We start from the raw sequence: 18,061 nt of genomic DNA, 5'->3' as shown, positions 1-18,061 counted from the left end.
TTAAGGTTTTATAGATTCTTGTTTTGTGTACACTTTTTTTGAAGCGATCAAATCATTTATCATTTGAAATACTTCCAGGAAAGTGTCTAATTTTTCTTTTGGAATATGCTTTTTTACAGCACTGTCAAAAGTGAAAACTACTTCTTTTGAAAAATTTCTCATTTCAACTCCAAACGGAGTTAAATAAATAAGTACACCACGGCCATCCTGGGGGTTTTTCTTTCTGAAAATCAACCCTTTTTCTTCCATGGTTTTCAAAGTACGTGATAAGCTCGTGGCTTCCATCCCCATTTTGGGGCCTAATGAAGTGGACGGAGTACCGTTTTCAGGATCAATACTTAACAACGCAAAACCCGTTGCCATTGTACTTCCTTTTTTACTTGCCTCTTCATTATACATTTTAGCGACTGCCATCCAGGTAGCCCTAAGTGCATAATCAATTGTTTTTTCCCTCATTCAAATTATAATTGTGAAGGTAAAGGTAAGAAAAATTTATTATGCATGCATAATAAATATGATAAAAATTTGTGATTTGTTGAAGTAAGTTACATTTTTCTGGGGAATTAATAAAAAAACTCCTCATAAAATGAGGAGTTTACTGATTTATAGTTAAGCCTATATGCATATGCTATGTAATCAGTGAATTGAATTAGCCATAAATTTTCGAATAAAGATCTTTATATTTTTCCTTAATTATTTTTCTTCTTAGTTTCATGGTAGGAGTAAGGTGTCCGGCATCAATACTCCATTCATCTGAGGTAAGTTCGAACTTCTTAACGCGTTCCCACTTTCCAAATTTTTCGTTGTGCTCGTCAACCTCTTCCTGGTAACGATCAATAACTGTTTGATTGGTTACTATTTCTTCAAAAGAGTCTCCTACCATTAATCCTTTGCGTTCTGCCCATTCTCGTAAAAATTCGAAATTAGGTTGTATAAATGCAGCAGGCATTTTTTCTCCTTCACCAATAACCATAATTTGCTCAATGAAACGCGATTGCTTCATTGCATTTTCAATCAACTGGGGAGCAACGTATTTACCTCCAGAGGTTTTAAACATTTCTTTTTTACGATCTGTAATTCGCAAGAAACCTTCACTGTCGATTTCACCAATATCACCTGTGTGAAAATAGCCACCTTTCAAAGCTTCGTTGGTTTTTTCTTCATCCTTATAATACCCTTGCATTACTTGTGGGCCTTTAACAAGGATTTCTCCATCATCAGCAATTTTTACTTCGGTATTCGGAAGGATTCTTCCAACGGTTCCTATTTTAAATCCATTATCTCTAACATCATTTACAGAAATTACAGGAGATGTTTCTGTAAGCCCATATCCTTCCATTACCGGAAGTCCAGCAGCATTAAATACTCTAGCCAATCTTGGTTGTAGCGCAGCACTTCCCGATGCGATTACTTTCATGTTATTTCCTAGTGCCTCTTGCCATTTACTGAAAATTAGTTTTCTTGCGATTCCTAATTTCTTTTCATACCACCACCCATTGGCTCCATAAGGTTCGTATTTTAAGCCTAACTCAACAGCCCAGAAGAAAAGTTTCTTTTTTATTCCCGTAAGATCTGCTCCTTTGGCAATAATTTTATCATAAACTTTCTCAAGTAACCTTGGTACTGCCGTCATTACATCTGGCTTCACTTCTTTTAGGTTGTCACTAATGGTTTCGAGCGATTCAGCAAAATAAATAGATACGCCACAGTATTGATAAAAATACATAGTCATTCTCTCATAAATATGACATACAGGAAGAAAGCTTAGAGCTTTGCTTTTTCCACTTTCCAGAGGAAACCTTGTAGAACTCGCTATTGCATTGCTTACAATATTTTTATGACTTAACATTACACCTTTAGGTCTACCAGTGGTCCCAGAAGTATAGATTAAAGTTGCAAGGTCTTCTTCTTTAATAGAAGCCATGATTTTTTCTACCTCGTCCTGATTGCTATCGTCTTTTCCAAGTTCTAGTACTTCACTCCAGTTCTTGCAATCTGGTATATCATTAAAAGAATAAATTTCTTTTAGTGAAGGAACTTGGTCTTTGATATTTTTTACTTTTTGATATACTTCTTCATCAGATACAAAACAGTAAACAGACTCAGAATGATTCAAAACATACTGATAATCTTCCTGAGAAATAGTAGGATAAATAGGTACATCCTGAGCGCCAATTTGAAGAACACCAATATCGGTGATGTTCCATTCTGTTCTGTTGTTAGAAGATATAATTGCTACTTTGTCATTAGGCTTTACTCCTAATTTTAGCAATCCACGACTAATTTGGTTTGCTTTTTCTACGTATTCTGCAGAGGACGTAGCAACCCATTTGCCTTCATATTTGGTTACTAAAGCTTTGTCTAAATTAAACTTTTTTAATTGATAGTGTGGAAAATCAAATAGTCTAGTAATTGTCGTCATAAGTTGTTTTAAAATATTTCTAAGTAGCTTTTTTAATGTTTTAAAAACTACTATGCGTGCATAGTTTTGCAAATTATAAAAAATCTGATAATACGCAACTCTAATATATAAAAAAAGGAGCTCTAATTTGATAACTCCTTAATATTTTATTGTTTTTGTTAATATATTTTTGATCCAGACACAAAAAAGGTCATTTTATGACATATATAGTGCGATAAAATGGGTTTTTTTATAAATAACTGATTGTCAGTTATTTGTTTTCTATCCATTTTCTTGCATTCACAAAAGCTTCTATCCAAGGAGATATTTCATCTCTTCTTCCTTTAGGATAGTGTGCCCAGTTCCATTGAAAAATTGAACGTTCAATATGTGGCATCATTACCAAGTGGCGCCCCGTTTTATCACTCATCATTGCAGTATTATAATCAGATCCATTTGGATTGGCCGGATAAGAGTCATATCCATATTTTGCAACGATATTATACTCGTCTTCCGGGAGCGGAAGGTCAAATTTACCTTCTCCATGAGAAATCCAAACCCCTAATGTGCTTCCGGCTAAGGTCAATAACATTACTGAATTATTCTCTTGAATTTTTACGGATGTAAATCCACTTTCATGTTTATGAGATTCATTGTGAACAAGTTTTCCGTGAACTTTATGGTCTGGATTGATGACTTCAAGCTCCATAAATAATTGACAACCGTTACATATCCCCACAGAAAGTGTATCTTCTCTTTTAAAGAAGTTTTTGAGAGCTGTATTGGCTTTTTCATTATATAGAAAAGCACCTGCCCATCCTTTGGCAGAGCCTAAAACATCACTGTTTGAAAAACCTCCAACGGCACCAATAAACTGAATATCTTTTAAGGTTTCCCTGCCCGATATCAAATCGGTCATATGTACATCCTTAACATCAAAACCAGCCAAATACATTGCGTTGGCCATCTCTCTTTCAGAGTTACTTCCTTTTTCACGAATTATGGCCGCTTTTGGTCTTGGCTTTGAATTATCCAATAATGGTTTTCTTCCCATGAAATGGATTGGGAACTCAAATTTTAGAGGTTGCTTTACAAAATTATTGAACCTGTCTTTTGCCAAATTATTAGCCGTTTGTTTTTGATCTAACAAGTAAGATGTTTTGTACCATATGCTTCTTAGCTCATCAATATTTAAGTTGAAGGAATCTTCTCCATTTTTAATAGATAATGTATCACCTTCTTTTGCTTGTCCAATCTTGAAGAATTGAATATCATTTTTCTCTAAGACAGATTCAATGTTAGAATTAAGAGCACTTTGGAAAACAATACCTGAATTTTCGGCAAATAATAATTTTATAGAATCTGATTCTCCAACATTGGTAAGATCAAGTTTGGCTCCAAGGTTAACTTCAGAAAAACACAATTCTAAAAGTGTAGTAATCAAACCACCAGAAGCAACATCGTGACCAGCTACAATTTTATTATTTCTAATTAGATCCTGAATTATATCAAATGTTCTTTTAAAAGTACCAGCGTCTTTTATTGTAGGCGTAGCTGTACCAATTTTATTGACTATTTGCGCAAATGATGAACCGCCTAATTTGTGTTCATCATTCGATACATTTATATAGAAGACGTCTCCACCATGTTTTTGGAATACAGGTTCTACTACTTTATTGATATTGTCACAATTGGCAGCAGCCGAAATAATTACAGTACCTGGCGCAATAACTTCATCGTTTGGATATTTTTGTTTCATAGATAAAGAGTCCTTCCCTGTAGGCACATTGATTCCTAATGCTATAGAAAAATCAGAAACTGCTTTCACGGCCTTATACAATCTTGCATCTTCTCCTTCATTTTTACAGGGCCACATCCAATTGGCCGATAAGGAAATTGATTGTAATCCATTCTTAAGAGGTGCCCAAATAATATTGGTCAATGCTTCCGCTATAGAGTTTTTACTTCCTGCTTCTGGATCAATTAATCCAGAAATAGGGGAGTGACCAATACTTGTGGCAATTCCCTCGGTACTTTTATAATCCAGAGCCATAACACCACAATTATTAAGTGGTAATTGTAACGGTCCGGCACATTGTTGTTTGGCGACACGCCCACCCACACAGCGATCTACTTTGTTTGTTAACCAGTCTTTACAAGCAACCGCCTCTAATTGCAAGACTTGCTCCAGATATTTTTGAAGATCATTTGTATCATAATTAATATCATCATAATTACGAGAGACTGTATGATCTTTCATAATCGTTTTGGGGGAACTGCCAAACATATCCTCAAGAGCAAGATCCATAGGTTTATCTCCTTTGGTTTGCGACTCAAAAGTAAATCTATGGTCACCAGTTACATTCCCAACCTTATAAATAGGTGAACGTTCGCGCTCGGCGATACGTACTAGTGTGTCTATATCTTTTTGTCCGATCACCAATCCCATACGTTCTTGAGACTCGTTCCCTATAATTTCTTTTGCTGAAAGTGTAGGATCTCCAACCGGTAATTTATCTAAATCAATTTTTCCACCTGTTTCTTCTACCAATTCGGAAAGGCAGTTAAGATGTCCACCAGCACCATGATCGTGAATAGAAACTATGGTGTTTTCTTCACTTTCAACCATTCCACGTATTGCGTTGGCGGCACGTTTTTGCATTTCAGGGTTTGATCGTTGTATAGCGTTTAACTCGATACCACTACTAAACTCACCAGTATCTGCAGAAGACACTGCCGCGCCTCCCATTCCGATACGGTAATTTTCGCCACCAAGAATTACAATTTTATCTCCTTTTTCTGGAGTAGCTTTAATGGCTTGTTCGGCTTTTCCGTATCCAATTCCACCCGCTAGCATTATTACTTTATCAAAACCTAGTTTTCTGGCTTCTTCTTCATGCTCAAAAGTAAGTACGGACCCTGTGATAAGAGGTTGTCCAAATTTATTACCAAAATCAGAGGCACCATTTGAGGCTTTGATTAAAATGTCCATAGGTTTTTGATACAGCCAATCTCTTTCATTCATTGCTTCTTCCCAAGGTCGATTCTCTTCCAGTCTTGAATAAGAAGTCATATATACGGCTGTACCTGCAAGAGGCAAAGAGCCTTTTCCTCCCGCAAGTCGATCTCTTATTTCTCCACCAGAACCTGTTGCAGCTCCGTTGAATGGTTCAACTGTAGTTGGGAAGTTGTGTGTTTCCGCTTTTAAAGAAATGACACTATCAAACTGATTTTCTTCATAAAAATCGGGTTTGTCTGCTGTTTTTGGTGCAAATTGGATTGCTTTTGGACCTTTAATAAAAGCAACATTGTCTTTGTAGGCTGAAACAATATCATTGGGATTTGTTTCTGAAGTTTTTTTGATCAGTTTAAACAGTGAAGTTGGTTGTTCTTCACCATCAATAATAAAGGTACCGTTAAATATTTTATGGCGACAATGTTCAGAATTAACTTGTGAAAAACCAAATACTTCAGAGTCAGTCAGTTTTCGACCAATTTTTTTGCTCACCCCTTCAAGGTATTCTATTTCTTCATCGCTTAATGCTAGTCCTTCGCTTACATTGTAAGCAGCGATATCATCAATTTCTAGAATAGGTTCGGGTTCTATATTGATAGTATAGATGTCTTGGTCTAACCCGTTATATTTTTGGGAAAGCATCGGATCAAAGTCAGTAAAATCTTTATTTACAGCTTTGAATTCCTCAATTCTAATGATTCCTTCAACCCCCATGTTTTGGGTGATTTCGACGGCATTAGTACTCCATGGGGTTATCATTGCGGCACGCGGGCCAACAAAAAAAGCGTCAATAGACGCTGTAGATATTTTAGGTTGGTTGCCAAATAACCAGATGAGTTTTTTAATGTTTTCCTGAGATATTTCTTGATTGGTTTGAACGGCAAATACGTTCTCGTTTTGGTTTCCGAAGAAGTGAATCATACTTCGATTGTTTGTGTTGATTTTAATAAGTGGCAAATTTACTACTTTCTATACAAAGAAAGGTATAAAATTCGAATTGAATTATTGAGTTATTCACCAAATTTTGAACAATACTAGTTATATCTTTTTCTCTAACAGGGCCATATAAAAACCGTCAAAACCAGATTGGTGAGATAGTATTTTTTTATCCTTCACTAATTTAAAATCTTTTCCAGCTTCTTTTGAAAGAAACGCTGTAACCTGATCTTGATTTTCTGAAGGTAAAATAGAGCACGTTGCATATACCAATTTACCTCCGGGCTTTACCATTTTTGAATAGTTCTCTAGAATATTGAACTGGGTTTGTTTAATATTATCTAAAAATTCTGGTTGTAATTTCCATTTGGCATCTGGATTTCGACGTAGTACACCCAAACCGCTACAAGGAGCATCGATTAATACACGGTCGGCTTTTCCGTGAAGTTTTTTGATGTCCTTGGTGCTTTCAATTACTCTAGGTTCAATATTATGGGCACCTGCTCTACGAGCTCTTCTTTTTAATTCTTTTAGCTTATTACCATAAATATCCATAGCGATAATTTGACCTTTATTTTGCATTAAAGCAGCAAGATGTAATGTTTTTCCACCCGCACCGGCACATGTATCTACAACACGATAGCCGGGCTCAACATTAAGAAAATCTGCTACTAATTGAGAAGATGCATCCTGTACTTCGAATAATCCCTTTTTAAAAGCTTCGGTAGTAAATACGTTTTTCCTTTCTGTTAGCTGTAGGGCGTATGGATAACCTTTAATAAATTCGGTATCAATATTTTCGTCTTCTAAAGCACCTCTTAATTTATCTCTGGATATTTTTAAAGTATTTGCGCGTAATATTACAGGAGCTTTCCGATTTAAGGCATTTATTTCGTTATCCCAAGCTTTTCCTAATTCTTTTGCTCCCAGTTCGTCCAACCAATCTGGAATTGATTCTTTATACTTTCGAATTTTACTTAACTCATCGAACTTTCCTTTAATACGTCGAGTAGGGGTGGGACCAATTTGTTTCCAATCGGGTAGAGAAATGCCTCGTAACGTGGCCCAAACGGCAAAGAGACGCCATAGATTTTCTCTCGAAAAAGGCTCTTTTACTTCAGCAATTTCTGCATACAAGCGTTTCCAACGTACAATGTCATAAACAGTTTCTGCTACAAAGCTACGATCTCTAGAGCCCCATCTTTTATCACGTTTTAATAATTTTTGTACCACCTTATCGGCATATCCTGCTTCATTGAATATTTCGTGTAATCCATCAATAACGGCAAAGACAAGGTTTCTATGTAAGCGCATTGTTTTTAATTTTTTAGGTGTGCAAAGGTAGACCTTTGTAACCAAATACAGTTATCTAATGAAGATAATTATTTAATCTACTGGGTACTATTAAAATTACGTATATATAAAGCACTACAATAATAACTAAAAATAAAGAGGCTCATGTAATGAACCTCTTTGTATAACTATAAAATAAAAACTCAATTAATTCATCTTTCTTCGTTCTCTAATTCTATCAAGAATACGTTTATTGAAATCGGATTCGGCCTTTATAAGTCTTAAAATTTTCTTATTTGGCATTACTTCTTGTAAATCGGTTATAAGTTTTTGCCTTGCCTTTGATTTTTGTTGATCAACTTGTAAATATTGTTTTAAAAACTCTCCGGCTTTAGCATCTGATAAGCCATCTGGTCCATTATTAGACTCTTTCAAGCTCTTTATTATTCTTCGTTCTTTTCTTTTAAGGTTTTCTAATGTTTCCTCGTGCCTATTATATATGGGCCAAAACTGTTGTGCTTCTTTGCTCGATAAGTTTAGCTTTTCGGTAATATAGGCGACTTTAAATGCTTTCATTCTTTCTCGCGGGCCATTTTGGGCTGTAGTAGTATAAACAGTAAAAGCTATGCATATAAATAGTAATATCTTTTTCATCCTTTTGATTTCGTCAATTTTATTCAATAAACATAATTTCATCTTCCAAATCCTCTTCAGAAATATAATCTATAAGATCCTGATCACTTATTACTTCATTTTCTAAAGTTTCTGTATAACTGATGCCGTCTCCAAGTAAATTTGCAATTTCTTCATTACTTAATTCTATGTTGCCTTCGTCGAAATAAGTGTGAATGTCGGCGATTTCGATATCTTCAAAATTAAAACTGGTTTCTTTATTTATAGAGAGAGAAATTATAACAGCTATCATTGCAGCTATACCAGAAACATATAGGATATTCCTTTTAGAAAATATAGAAATCACCTTGCTTTCGGATTTTTGGCTTTCAATCTTTTTTGACAGTTTTTCTTCAAAACTATCAAAATATCCTTGAGGAGTTTTAAATCCTGACTCGATTTTATTTTTGGTAATGGTATGTTCTTCCTTTTCGACTTGCAGCTTATTTAGTAGTTGCTTTTTAAAATTTTTGAAGTAATCATCTGGGGTTTTAAAACCGGATGCAGTAGTACTTTCAAGGAGATCATTTTTCTCTTTTTTGGTTTCCAATTGGTCCATTAACTTTTTGCCAAGGTTCTCAAAATAATTTTCTGGAACCTTAAAACCATCAGTACTTGTATGTTTATTATCTTTTTTCACTAATTGTAAGACTTGTCAAATGTATAAAGGTTTAATGTTGTTTTAAAAAATCTTCAATCTTTTTTGAAGCCAAATGATAAGAGGCCTTTAGGGCACCTTCGCTTGTCTCTAGAATTTCAGACATTTCTTTATATTTTAATTCCTGGAAATATTTCATATTAAAGACCTGCTGTTGTTTTTGAGGTAACGCAGCAATAGCCATTTGTAATTTTAGTTGCATTTGATCGCCTTCATAATAGGCATCGGCTTCAAGATTTTGTACGAGTTGCATGCTTAACTCTTCGTTGGTGATATTGTATTTTTTTGCTTTTTGGTTAAGGAAGGTAATGGATTCATTGGTAGCTATTCTATAAAGCCAAGAATATAATTTACTATCTCCTTTAAACTTTTTAATGTTTTTATACACTTTAATGAATACGTTTTGAAGAATATCGTCTGTATCATCATGGTTTTTGACCATGTTCCTTATGTGCCAATATAATCGTTGCTGATATAAAGACACTAATTCGCTAAATGCTGAATTAATATCTGTGTCGGACTGCAAAGAGGTGAGTAGGCGTTCTTCTTCTTCTTTAGTAATATTCAACAGTACGTATTTTATAGTTAATGGTTTATAAATTCGTTTTCATCTATGACTAATTTAATCAAAAAAGGTTTAATGTGATTAAAAAAATACTTTTCAAGGTTTTTTTGTAGGAATTTTGTAAGAATAAATGTTAAATATTAAGTTTATTTACTAAAATTATAGATAAAATACACTTTTTGTTTGGTGAATCAAAAAAAGATAGTATCTTTACATCGTAATAAAGAGTTAATACTTTCATTTCCCCCCAAGATGAAAGATTTAATAAAAGTGAGTTTTAATTTTAGAGTAAGCCCCTAAATTAAGATGATTTGTGTGAAGAGAAAGAGTGCGTCCAGCACTCTTTTTTTTGTTCTGCATTTTCAGAAGACCAATAGCGGTAAATTTATAAAAGTAAGAAAAAGACTACGTTTTAATGGTTATTTTATATATAAATATGTTAAAAAACATAATTTTTTAGATAAAATACATTTTTTATTTGGTGAATTAAAAAAAGATAGTATCTTTGCATCGTAATAAAGAGTTAATACTTTCATTTCCCCCAAGATGAAAGATTTAATAAAAGTGAGTTTTAATTTTAGAGTAAGCCCCTAAATTAAGATGATTTGTGTGAAGAGAAAGAGTGCGTCCAGCACTCTTTTTTTTGGTTATAACTTTTGAGTGTTGCTAAATGTAAGGGAATAAACATTTCTATTATTGTAAGAATTATATTACAAAATTATTTGTTTTGAATACTTTTAAAAGATAAAATACATTTTTTTTAGATAAAAATCATTTTTTTCTTGCGTAACTCGAACTTTTGACTTATATTTGTATCATAATATTTGAGTTGGTTCTTTCATTATCCCCAAGATGAAAGATTTTTAATAAGAGTGAGTTTTAATTTTAGAGTAAGCCCCTAAATTAAGATGATTTGTGTGAAGAGAAAGAGTGCATATAGCACTCTTTTTTCTTTTTAAATATTTGAATTACAGGTAAATGTATTAGTCAAGAGATTGCATATTCACCAATTTTTGGTAAACCCCATTTTTTGCAATCAATTCATCATGCCTTCCTTGCTCAACAATTTTACCTTTTTGCATTACAACGATCAAATCTGAATTTTGTATAGTAGACAACCTATGTGCAATAACGATACTAGTTCGATTTTTCATCATATTTTCCAGCGCAGATTGAACAAGTCGTTCACTTTCAGTATCTAAGGCAGAAGTTGCTTCGTCCAATATCATAATAGGGGGATTCTTAAGAACAGCTCTGGCAATCGATAGGCGTTGTTTTTGTCCACCGCTCAGTTTACTTCCACTATCTCCTATATTGGTGTCTAGGCCTTTTGATAGATCTTTAACAAATTCCCAGGCATTGGCTACTTTAAGTGCATCTATAATCTCTTCATCCGTTGCATTTTCATTTCCTACGAGTAAATTGTTCTTTATAGTATCATTAAAAAGGATCGAATCTTGAGTAACCAGTCCCATGAGTCCACGTAATGACTCTTTTTTGAGGTCTTTTATATCTGTGCCATCGATTTTGATACTACCTTTATTTACATCATAAAAACGGGTTACCAAATTGGCAATAGTAGATTTTCCGCTTCCCGATTGACCTACAAGTGCCACCGAACTTCCTTTTGGAACTTTTAAAAAGAAATCATTAAGAACGTATTCATCTTCATACTTGAAGGATATATTTTCTAGAGTAATGTCGTTGTTAAAATCATTTTTTTCAATGGCATCAGGTTTATCTTTTAAAGGAGAAGTAGTATTTAGGATTTCTAATACTCTTTCAGCAGCAGAGTTTCCTCTTTTTACACCATAGCTAGCCTTCGAAATTGCTTTTGCCGGAGTAAGAATCTGGTATGCAAGTCCCATATAGATTAAAAATAAACTAGGCTCAAGTGATTTTTCTACCAATACCATTTGTCCGCCATACCATAACAAAACCGAAATGGTTGTTATTCCTAGAAATTCACTAGTGGGAGATGCAAGGTTCTGCCTGTTTAATAGGGCATTGGAATATTTATAAAAACGAGACGTAGAGTCCTGAAACTTTTTACCAAATATCTTTTCGGCATTAAACCCTTTAACTACTTTAAGACCTCCAAGAGTTTCTTCGACAATTGATAGGAAAAAGCCTTGTTCTTTTTGAACCTTGTCAGAGTGTTTTTTCAATCTTTTACCTATTAGAGAGATTAAAAAACCCGAAACTGGAATAAAAATGAAGACAAAAAGTGTAAGTTTTGGGCTAATAAGCAACATGGCGGTTATAGCAAAAAGAATACTTAGAGGTTCTCTTACAATAAGCTCTAAGATTGATAAAAAAGAATGCTGGATTTCAAGAACATCGGTAGATATCCTTGCCATAGTATCTCCTTTTCTTTTTTCAGAAAAATAGGATAGCGGTAGTTCTACGGTCTTTTTGTATAATTCGTTTCGAATGTCTTTTAAGGAACCATTTCTTAAAAATGTAATGAAATACATGGCCAAATAGCCAAAAATATTCTTCAGAAAAAACATGCTTACCACAAGGATGACCATAAAAATTAATACATCATCATTGCCTTGATCGGCTTTTGTTGTTACATAATAATTAAGGTAGGCTTCGCTATACTCTCTTATGTCGAGTAACCCTGTCCATTCAGGTTTTTCTCGTAATTTTTCAGTTTTTCCGAATAATACATTAAGCATCGGAAACAAAGAAACCATCGCCAATGTGCCAAAAAGGGCATAAAAAATATTAGAAATGATATTTAATAGAGCGTATATCCTGTATGGTTTCGCAAAGCGAAGAATTTGTTTAAAGTAATTCATTAATGCATTGAAACAGTATAGTACTGTTGTTTAGGTTAATTTTAAATCTTTTTTGATAGCTTCTATTTTTCTATCCAATTGTTGTTGCACCCGGTCGAAGTCTGCAACTGTAGCCAGGGCCTCTTGTATACTGATGTAAAACTTAATTTTTGGTTCTGTTCCGCTAGGTCTTGCTGCAATTTTACTTCCTGCTTCAGTATAAAATATAAGTACATTCGATTTTGGAACATCGATTGTACCTTCAGAATTATCCTGAACATTTTTTGCGATACTGGTCTTATAATCTTCGATCAACACCACTTTTTCGTCATTAATATGAGTAGGAGGGTTTTTTCTTAAATCTATCATAGTTTGTTTGATCTCTGCAGCACCTTCAATTCCTTTCTTAACAAGAGAAACCAAACTTTCCTTATAAAAACCGTGTTTTGTGTATAATTCTAAAAGCGCATTATAAAAAGAACCGCCTTTGGACTTGGTGTAGGCAACAATTTCACAAGCCAAAAGAGTAGAAGTCACAGCATCTTTATCACGCACAAAATCACCTACCATAAAGCCGAAACTTTCTTCACCACCACCAATAAAATGATTCTCTGGATAATCTTTTATCAATTTGGCGATCCATTTGAACCCCGTAAGTACTTCTTTATATTCTACATCATAAGCTTCAGACAAAGTGCGCATCATTGGTGTGGACACTATGGTGGATGCAACAAATTCGTTTCCTTTAAAACCGAGTTCGTTTTTATAATGTTCAAGTAAGAACCAGGTCATCACGATCATGGTTTGATTACCATTGAGTAATTGTAATTCTCCCTGGTTATTCCGTACAGCAATACCCAATCTATCACAATCAGGATCGGTACCTATAACAATATCGGCATTTACCTTACTGGCAAGTTTCATAGCCATTGTCAATGCTTCGGGCTCTTCTGGGTTGGGTGATTTTACGGTTGGAAAATTGCCATCGGGTTCCGCCTGTTCCTCAACAATATGGACATTATTATACCCTGCTTTTTTCAACGTTTCGGGAACAGCGGTGATCGATGTTCCATGAAGCGATGTAAAAACAATAGTAATGTCATCTTTGGCCTGCTGCGTAGCAGCAAAGCTTCCGTTTTTTACACTTTGTTCTATAAAAATCGTGTCGATTTCCTTGTCTATCGTCTCGATTAGATCAGGATTTGCTTCAAATTTTATATCAGAATATTGTAATGCATTTATTTCGGCAATAATCTCACCATCTTGTGGTGGTACCAATTGCCCGCCATCTTGCCAGTATACTTTATATCCATTATATTCTGGGGGGTTATGACTGGCAGTAAGCACAATACCACAGTGGCATCCTAGTTCTTTTACTGCAAAAGATAATTCTGGCGTAGGACGAAGGCTCGAAAACAAAAATACTTTTACTCCATTTGCCGAAAACACATTGGCAACGGTTTGCGCGAGTGTATCACTGTTATTTCTACAATCGTATGCGATTACAGCCTTGGGTTGTTCGCCTGCAAATTGCCCGATTAGGTAATTACTTAATCCTTGTGTGCTTTTTCCTAAGGTGTATTTATTAATACGATTAGTACCTACACCCATTATACCTCGCATACCCCCAGTACCAAATTCAAGGTTTTTATAAAAACTTTCCTTTAGCGTTTCGGGATTGTTATTTTGCAGGTTTTGAATTTCGTTTTGCGTATCCTGATCAAAAGCAGGAGTTAACCATTCGTTGACTCTATTGGTAATTTCAGAATCTGTGATTTGCATATGCTGTAATTTTAATTGCAAAAATACTATTTAATTTCTTTGAAATGCATTAAAATAAGTAGATAAACTTATGTTTTCGTTACCGATATTTTATGAAAATAAAGCAATGATATTCGGTTTTTAGATTTTTTTTTGTTTTAAACATTTTGGTATTGCTAAGTATAACGAAGTCATTCTTTGAGAGCACTTCGACAAGCTCAATAAAATACTTTACCCTCCGAGAACACTTCGACAGGCTCAGTATGACACCTCAGCGTTCGTATTGCGGACTGAGGTTCTCGAAGCTCGAAGGCCCTAAATATCACTATAAATTAATCCTTTCAGAAATATTATATCGCTCTTTATCTCTTTTACTGGTTAAAATAATTTCACCTAAAAACCCGGCCAGGAAAAACTGGGTCCCCAAGATCATTGAAGTTAAAGCAATATAAAATTCAGGTCGTTGTGCGATAAGACGTCCGCCGGTCTCGATAAAAAGTTTGTCAATGCCTAGGTATAGCGAAAAACAAAACCCAACGATAAACAAAAGGGTACCAATCAACCCAAAAAAATGCATGGGGCGCTTCCCAAAACGAGACATAAACCAGATCGTGACCAGATCCAGGAAACCATTAATAAAACGACTCATCCCAAATTTGGTCTTACCATATTTTCGTGCCTGGTGCAATACTACTTTTTCGCCAATTTTGGAAAATCCTGCATTTTTTGAAAGCACAGGGATGTATCGATGCATCTCGCCATGCACATCGATATTTTTGACTACAATATTTTTATAAGCCTTGAGCCCGCAATTAAAATCATGCAATTTTACGCCCGAAGTTCGCCTTGCGGCGGCATTAAACAGTTTTGAAGGTAGGTTTTTGGCTATGACAGAGTCATAGCGTTTCTTTTTCCAACCCGAGATAAGATCATAATCATCTTTGGTGATCAAATCATACATCTCTGGGATTTCTTCTGGGTTATCTTGTAGATCGGCATCCATAGTGATGACTACATCACCCAGGGCTTCTTTAAATCCAGCATGAAGCGCTTGCGATTTCCCGAAATTTTTAAGAAAACGAATCCCTTTTACATGATCATCTTTTTGTGATAGTTGTTGGATCGTCTCCCACGAGCCATCGGTACTACCATCGTCTATAAAGATGATTTCATACGAATATGAATTTGATTGCATCACTTTGGCGATCCAGTCGTATAATTCGTTAAGTGATTCTTGCTCATTAAGCAGCGGTATGACCACAGATAAATCCATATGCAATTATAAGTCTTTTTTCTTACAGAGGTTTATCCATTACAGAAAAAAGATACTCTTAAATATAATAAGTAGATTCAAAATGTTTGAAGCACAGGGACTCAATAAGATCCAAATTAAGCGGTTTTATTAGGTATTCTTCTAAATTATTTGGAGTGATACGGGATTTCCATTCATTACAAATAGTAGAAGTAAGGACAAAAATCTTTGTTTTTGATCTTTTTTTGGGGACCAGTTTCTGGAATTCTGCCAGGAATTCCCACCCAGTCATAATAGGCATGTTTAAATCCAGAAAGATAAGATCGGGCTCAAACGAAGGAGTATTCTGCAACATATGTAGCACTTCTGGGGCTTCAGTATAAGATTCAATTTTTGCAAACCGCTTCGATTTAAGCATCAAATAGGTGTTTAAAAAATTGGTTGTTTTGTTATCATCGATCAAAACCACATGTTGTATTTTTCTTTCCATGACCTAATTATTTGATAGAAAATTAGGTGATTAGAAGAAAAAGAGCTGTTTTCTAAGTTTTTAAAAAAAGCATTTAATCGGTAAACTGTTAACAAAAATCGATTTATAGTATGAAGGTATGTAAAATTGATAGTTTTTTTAAAGTCTTTTTTTGAATAACAGAACGTAAATACCCTACATTCAAAGATTTAAAATCAAAAAAATGGATTGTAAAATTTACAATCCATTAATTATACTATTATATATATATTACTTCTTTATAGATTTATAGAAGCTAATATATTTCCTGTTTCTTTTGCATTATAAGCCCAGCGATTAGGGATATGATAAAGCCTATAAATAAACTGCCGATAATCCCCAAGGCAAAGGCTATAGGTGGGCTTTGCATTTTTTCGGGTATGGCAAACATTTGATCTATTTGCTCTTGTGTTAGGTCTGGTGAACTTTCCAGGTACTTGTCTTTTTGCACCTGCATTACCTGCTGTGTATAATCGGGTTCTATCACTGTAGTTAGGGTAAGATTCCATACACTAGAGACAAGGCCGCTTATAAGAGCGATACCGATGCCCACTTTTAGGGCATCAGATAGATTTAAAAAACCATTATTAGAAGTTTTAAAAGCCTTGATACCATAAACAAGAACACCAATAGTGATTAAAAAGCTTAGGATCGCTATGGACCAATGTGGGTCTTTATACATTCCTGTGGCATAGATGATTGCCCCAAACAAGACAGACACCAACCCCAGGATGAGCCCATAGTTGATAATGATTTTTTTAGACGAAGCTTTTTCAGTTTCCATAAATAAAAGTTTTGGTTATGTATAAACCATAAGTATATAAAGATACTAAATTGTTACAGTTTTAATTTATGTGTTTTGAAAAAGGAAAAGAAAATCATGATGTTTTAGATTTTCTTAATCAAAAGGATCTGGGTCTTTTTGCATGATGGCTCCGGCAAAAAGAGAAATGATGAAACCTATAACCAAATTGAAAATTAAACTAAAAAACATAGCTATAAGATAATCATTTTCGTTACTCACTGTTTTATTCCGTTCTTGCAATTCTTTTACTGGTGCCTTATCTGTTGAATTAAATATTTCTTGAATAGTTTCAGGTGGAATTACTTCTATAAAGAAAATATTACCGATTTTTTGCATGATGATACTGATAAAGGCAATTCCAAAACCAACCTTTAATGCCTGCCATAAGGTTAAAAAGCTTCCGTTACTGGATTTGTATTTGTGGATACTATAAAATATGAATCCAATATAAAGGGATAATTCAAAGATAGAAAAAGCCCAATTCGCAGTATCTCTAGTGCCCGTTACAAGACGGAAAAAACCATAAAGAACCCAAATAAAACCGAGAATTAGCCCTTGGGTTAAAATATACTTTTTAGTAGAAATAGTAGTTTTTTCCATATGCAAAATTGTTTCTTTTTTGTTTAATAAAACATCAGTCTACAAATATAAAAAAATGTTACAGTAATAATAAAATTCGCATTTTATCGGGTTAATTTACATTTTTATCGTATATTTACCAAATACTTTACGGTTTTTCCGTAATTAAAATAAGGCGAAAGATTGTATAAAATAAGGAGTTCTGGGGAGAGATGACTTAAAAATGCAATCGATTGGAATAAGGGATTTTAGATCAAAAGATGATGAAAAATCCTAAAGTAGCGCCGAAAAAATATTTTAAATACCCCAATTTTTAAAATTGAGTAAATAACAACAAAATCACTGTTTATGAAAAAATTATTACTTTTTACTCTTATCTTTTCTTTCATTGGGATTACTTCATGTACCCGAGATGAAGAAAGTTTAGAGATTTCACAGGGAGAGAAGGAATTGCTAGTGAAACAGACACTTATCGAGTTGAACAAAAGTGCGGTTAAAACAGGCAAGTTTGAAAAATTTTTGAAATCATTATCTCAAAAGACTACGGAAGGTAACCTTAGTGGATCAGAAGTAGAAATCTTAATTCAAGAATTTTTAGGGGATCAATCTCAAACCTTTTTGGATCTATATTATCAACTCGAAGAACTTAACATGACTGGAGAAGAATTTTTGCGTATTGCTGATCAATATGAATATTTAAAACAGGGTGTAAGTAGTAAATTGCAGAAGACTTCAGAGGGTTGTGGCAATAGTCTTGCTTGTGCTGTTTGGGATTGGTTAAGAAGAGATCCTGCACCGGGTAATGAATCTTCTTAAATTTAATTATGTA

14 protein-coding genes are annotated in these 18,061 nt (G+C 34.2%); 1 reads left to right on the top strand and 13 read right to left on the bottom strand.

The features are described from left to right. The 13 genes from U6A24_RS11665 to U6A24_RS11605 all read right to left on the bottom strand — a co-directional run bounded on the left by U6A24_RS11665 (nt 1) and on the right by U6A24_RS11605 (nt 17,253). Entirely contained in the window at nt 1-456 is a 456-nt protein-coding gene (locus U6A24_RS11665) for a MarR family winged helix-turn-helix transcriptional regulator (protein ID WP_324180147.1), read from the bottom strand. Between the two features lie 193 nt (nt 457-649). Then, entirely contained in the window at nt 650-2,422 is a 1,773-nt protein-coding gene (locus U6A24_RS11660; RefSeq protein ID WP_324180146.1) for an AMP-dependent synthetase/ligase, read from the bottom strand. Nucleotides 2,423-2,672: 250 nt separating this feature from the next. After that, nucleotides 2,673-6,338: a phosphoribosylformylglycinamidine synthase gene (purL, locus tag U6A24_RS11655; protein ID WP_324180145.1), complete on the bottom strand. Its 3,666-nt coding sequence runs from the start codon at nt 6,336-6,338 to the stop codon at nt 2,673-2,675. 117 nt (nt 6,339-6,455) lie between these two features. After that, nucleotides 6,456-7,667, bottom strand: a complete 1,212-nt coding sequence (locus U6A24_RS11650) for an RsmB/NOP family class I SAM-dependent RNA methyltransferase (RefSeq protein ID WP_324180144.1) — start codon at nt 7,665-7,667, stop codon at nt 6,456-6,458. A 186-nt stretch (nt 7,668-7,853) separates the two neighbouring features. Continuing rightward, nucleotides 7,854-8,300 (bottom strand): hypothetical protein, encoded by a 447-nt coding sequence (locus U6A24_RS11645; RefSeq protein ID WP_324180143.1) that lies wholly within the window; start codon nt 8,298-8,300, stop codon nt 7,854-7,856. A 19-nt stretch (nt 8,301-8,319) separates the two neighbouring features. Then, nucleotides 8,320-8,958 (bottom strand): hypothetical protein, encoded by a 639-nt coding sequence (locus tag U6A24_RS11640; protein ID WP_324180142.1) that lies wholly within the window; start codon nt 8,956-8,958, stop codon nt 8,320-8,322. Between the two features lie 31 nt (nt 8,959-8,989). Further along, nucleotides 8,990-9,502: an RNA polymerase sigma factor gene (locus U6A24_RS11635; RefSeq protein ID WP_456062066.1), complete on the bottom strand. Its 513-nt coding sequence runs from the start codon at nt 9,500-9,502 to the stop codon at nt 8,990-8,992. A gap of 1,022 nt (nt 9,503-10,524) precedes the next feature. Continuing rightward, complete coding sequence (locus tag U6A24_RS11630; protein ID WP_324180141.1) at nt 10,525-12,348, bottom strand: ABC transporter ATP-binding protein; 1,824 nt, start codon at nt 12,346-12,348, stop codon at nt 10,525-10,527. A gap of 30 nt (nt 12,349-12,378) precedes the next feature. After that, entirely contained in the window at nt 12,379-14,109 is a 1,731-nt protein-coding gene (locus tag U6A24_RS11625; RefSeq protein WP_324180140.1) for a phospho-sugar mutase, read from the bottom strand. A gap of 304 nt (nt 14,110-14,413) precedes the next feature. Beyond that, nucleotides 14,414-15,361: a glycosyltransferase family 2 protein gene (locus U6A24_RS11620; protein ID WP_324180139.1), complete on the bottom strand. Its 948-nt coding sequence runs from the start codon at nt 15,359-15,361 to the stop codon at nt 14,414-14,416. 58 nt (nt 15,362-15,419) lie between these two features. Beyond that, a complete protein-coding gene (locus tag U6A24_RS11615) occupies nt 15,420-15,830 on the bottom strand; it encodes a response regulator (RefSeq protein ID WP_324180138.1) in 411 nt (136 codons plus the stop codon). A 274-nt stretch (nt 15,831-16,104) separates the two neighbouring features. Beyond that, on the bottom strand, nt 16,105-16,632 hold the full coding sequence (locus U6A24_RS11610) for a DUF4199 domain-containing protein (protein WP_324180137.1): 528 nt from the start codon (nt 16,630-16,632) through the stop codon (nt 16,105-16,107). A 114-nt stretch (nt 16,633-16,746) separates the two neighbouring features. Further along, a complete protein-coding gene (locus U6A24_RS11605) occupies nt 16,747-17,253 on the bottom strand; it encodes a DUF4199 domain-containing protein (protein ID WP_324180136.1) in 507 nt (168 codons plus the stop codon). Between the two features lie 327 nt (nt 17,254-17,580). Here U6A24_RS11605 and U6A24_RS11600 point away from each other — a divergent pair, with 327 nt between their 5' ends. Then, nucleotides 17,581-18,048: a hypothetical protein gene (locus U6A24_RS11600; RefSeq protein WP_324180135.1), complete on the top strand. Its 468-nt coding sequence runs from the start codon at nt 17,581-17,583 to the stop codon at nt 18,046-18,048. Nucleotides 18,049-18,061 lie beyond the last annotated feature (13 nt).

It is taken from the genome of Aquimarina gracilis, from assembly GCF_035285365.1.
In the GTDB taxonomy this organism is placed as follows: domain Bacteria; phylum Bacteroidota; class Bacteroidia; order Flavobacteriales; family Flavobacteriaceae; genus Aquimarina; species Aquimarina gracilis.
The sequence above is the reverse complement of the archived record's forward strand: the minus strand, read 5'-3'. Positions and strand labels throughout refer to the sequence as shown.

Coding starts and splice junctions, on each gene's coding strand:
- U6A24_RS11665 (WP_324180147.1), bottom strand. CDS start 456: ATGAGGGAAAAAACAATTGATTATGCACTTAGGGCTACCTGGATGGCA.
- U6A24_RS11660 (WP_324180146.1), bottom strand. CDS start 2,422: ATGACGACAATTACTAGACTATTTGATTTTCCACACTATCAATTAAAA.
- purL (WP_324180145.1), bottom strand. CDS start 6,338: ATGATTCACTTCTTCGGAAACCAAAACGAGAACGTATTTGCCGTTCAA.
- U6A24_RS11650 (WP_324180144.1), bottom strand. CDS start 7,667: ATGCGCTTACATAGAAACCTTGTCTTTGCCGTTATTGATGGATTACAC.
- U6A24_RS11645 (WP_324180143.1), bottom strand. CDS start 8,300: ATGAAAAAGATATTACTATTTATATGCATAGCTTTTACTGTTTATACT.
- U6A24_RS11630 (WP_324180141.1), bottom strand. CDS start 12,348: ATGAATTACTTTAAACAAATTCTTCGCTTTGCGAAACCATACAGGATA.
- U6A24_RS11625 (WP_324180140.1), bottom strand. CDS start 14,109: ATGCAAATCACAGATTCTGAAATTACCAATAGAGTCAACGAATGGTTA.
- U6A24_RS11620 (WP_324180139.1), bottom strand. CDS start 15,361: ATGGATTTATCTGTGGTCATACCGCTGCTTAATGAGCAAGAATCACTT.
- U6A24_RS11615 (WP_324180138.1), bottom strand. CDS start 15,830: ATGGAAAGAAAAATACAACATGTGGTTTTGATCGATGATAACAAAACA.
- U6A24_RS11610 (WP_324180137.1), bottom strand. CDS start 16,632: ATGGAAACTGAAAAAGCTTCGTCTAAAAAAATCATTATCAACTATGGG.
- U6A24_RS11605 (WP_324180136.1), bottom strand. CDS start 17,253: ATGGAAAAAACTACTATTTCTACTAAAAAGTATATTTTAACCCAAGGG.
- U6A24_RS11600 (WP_324180135.1), top strand. CDS start 17,581: ATGAAAAAATTATTACTTTTTACTCTTATCTTTTCTTTCATTGGGATT.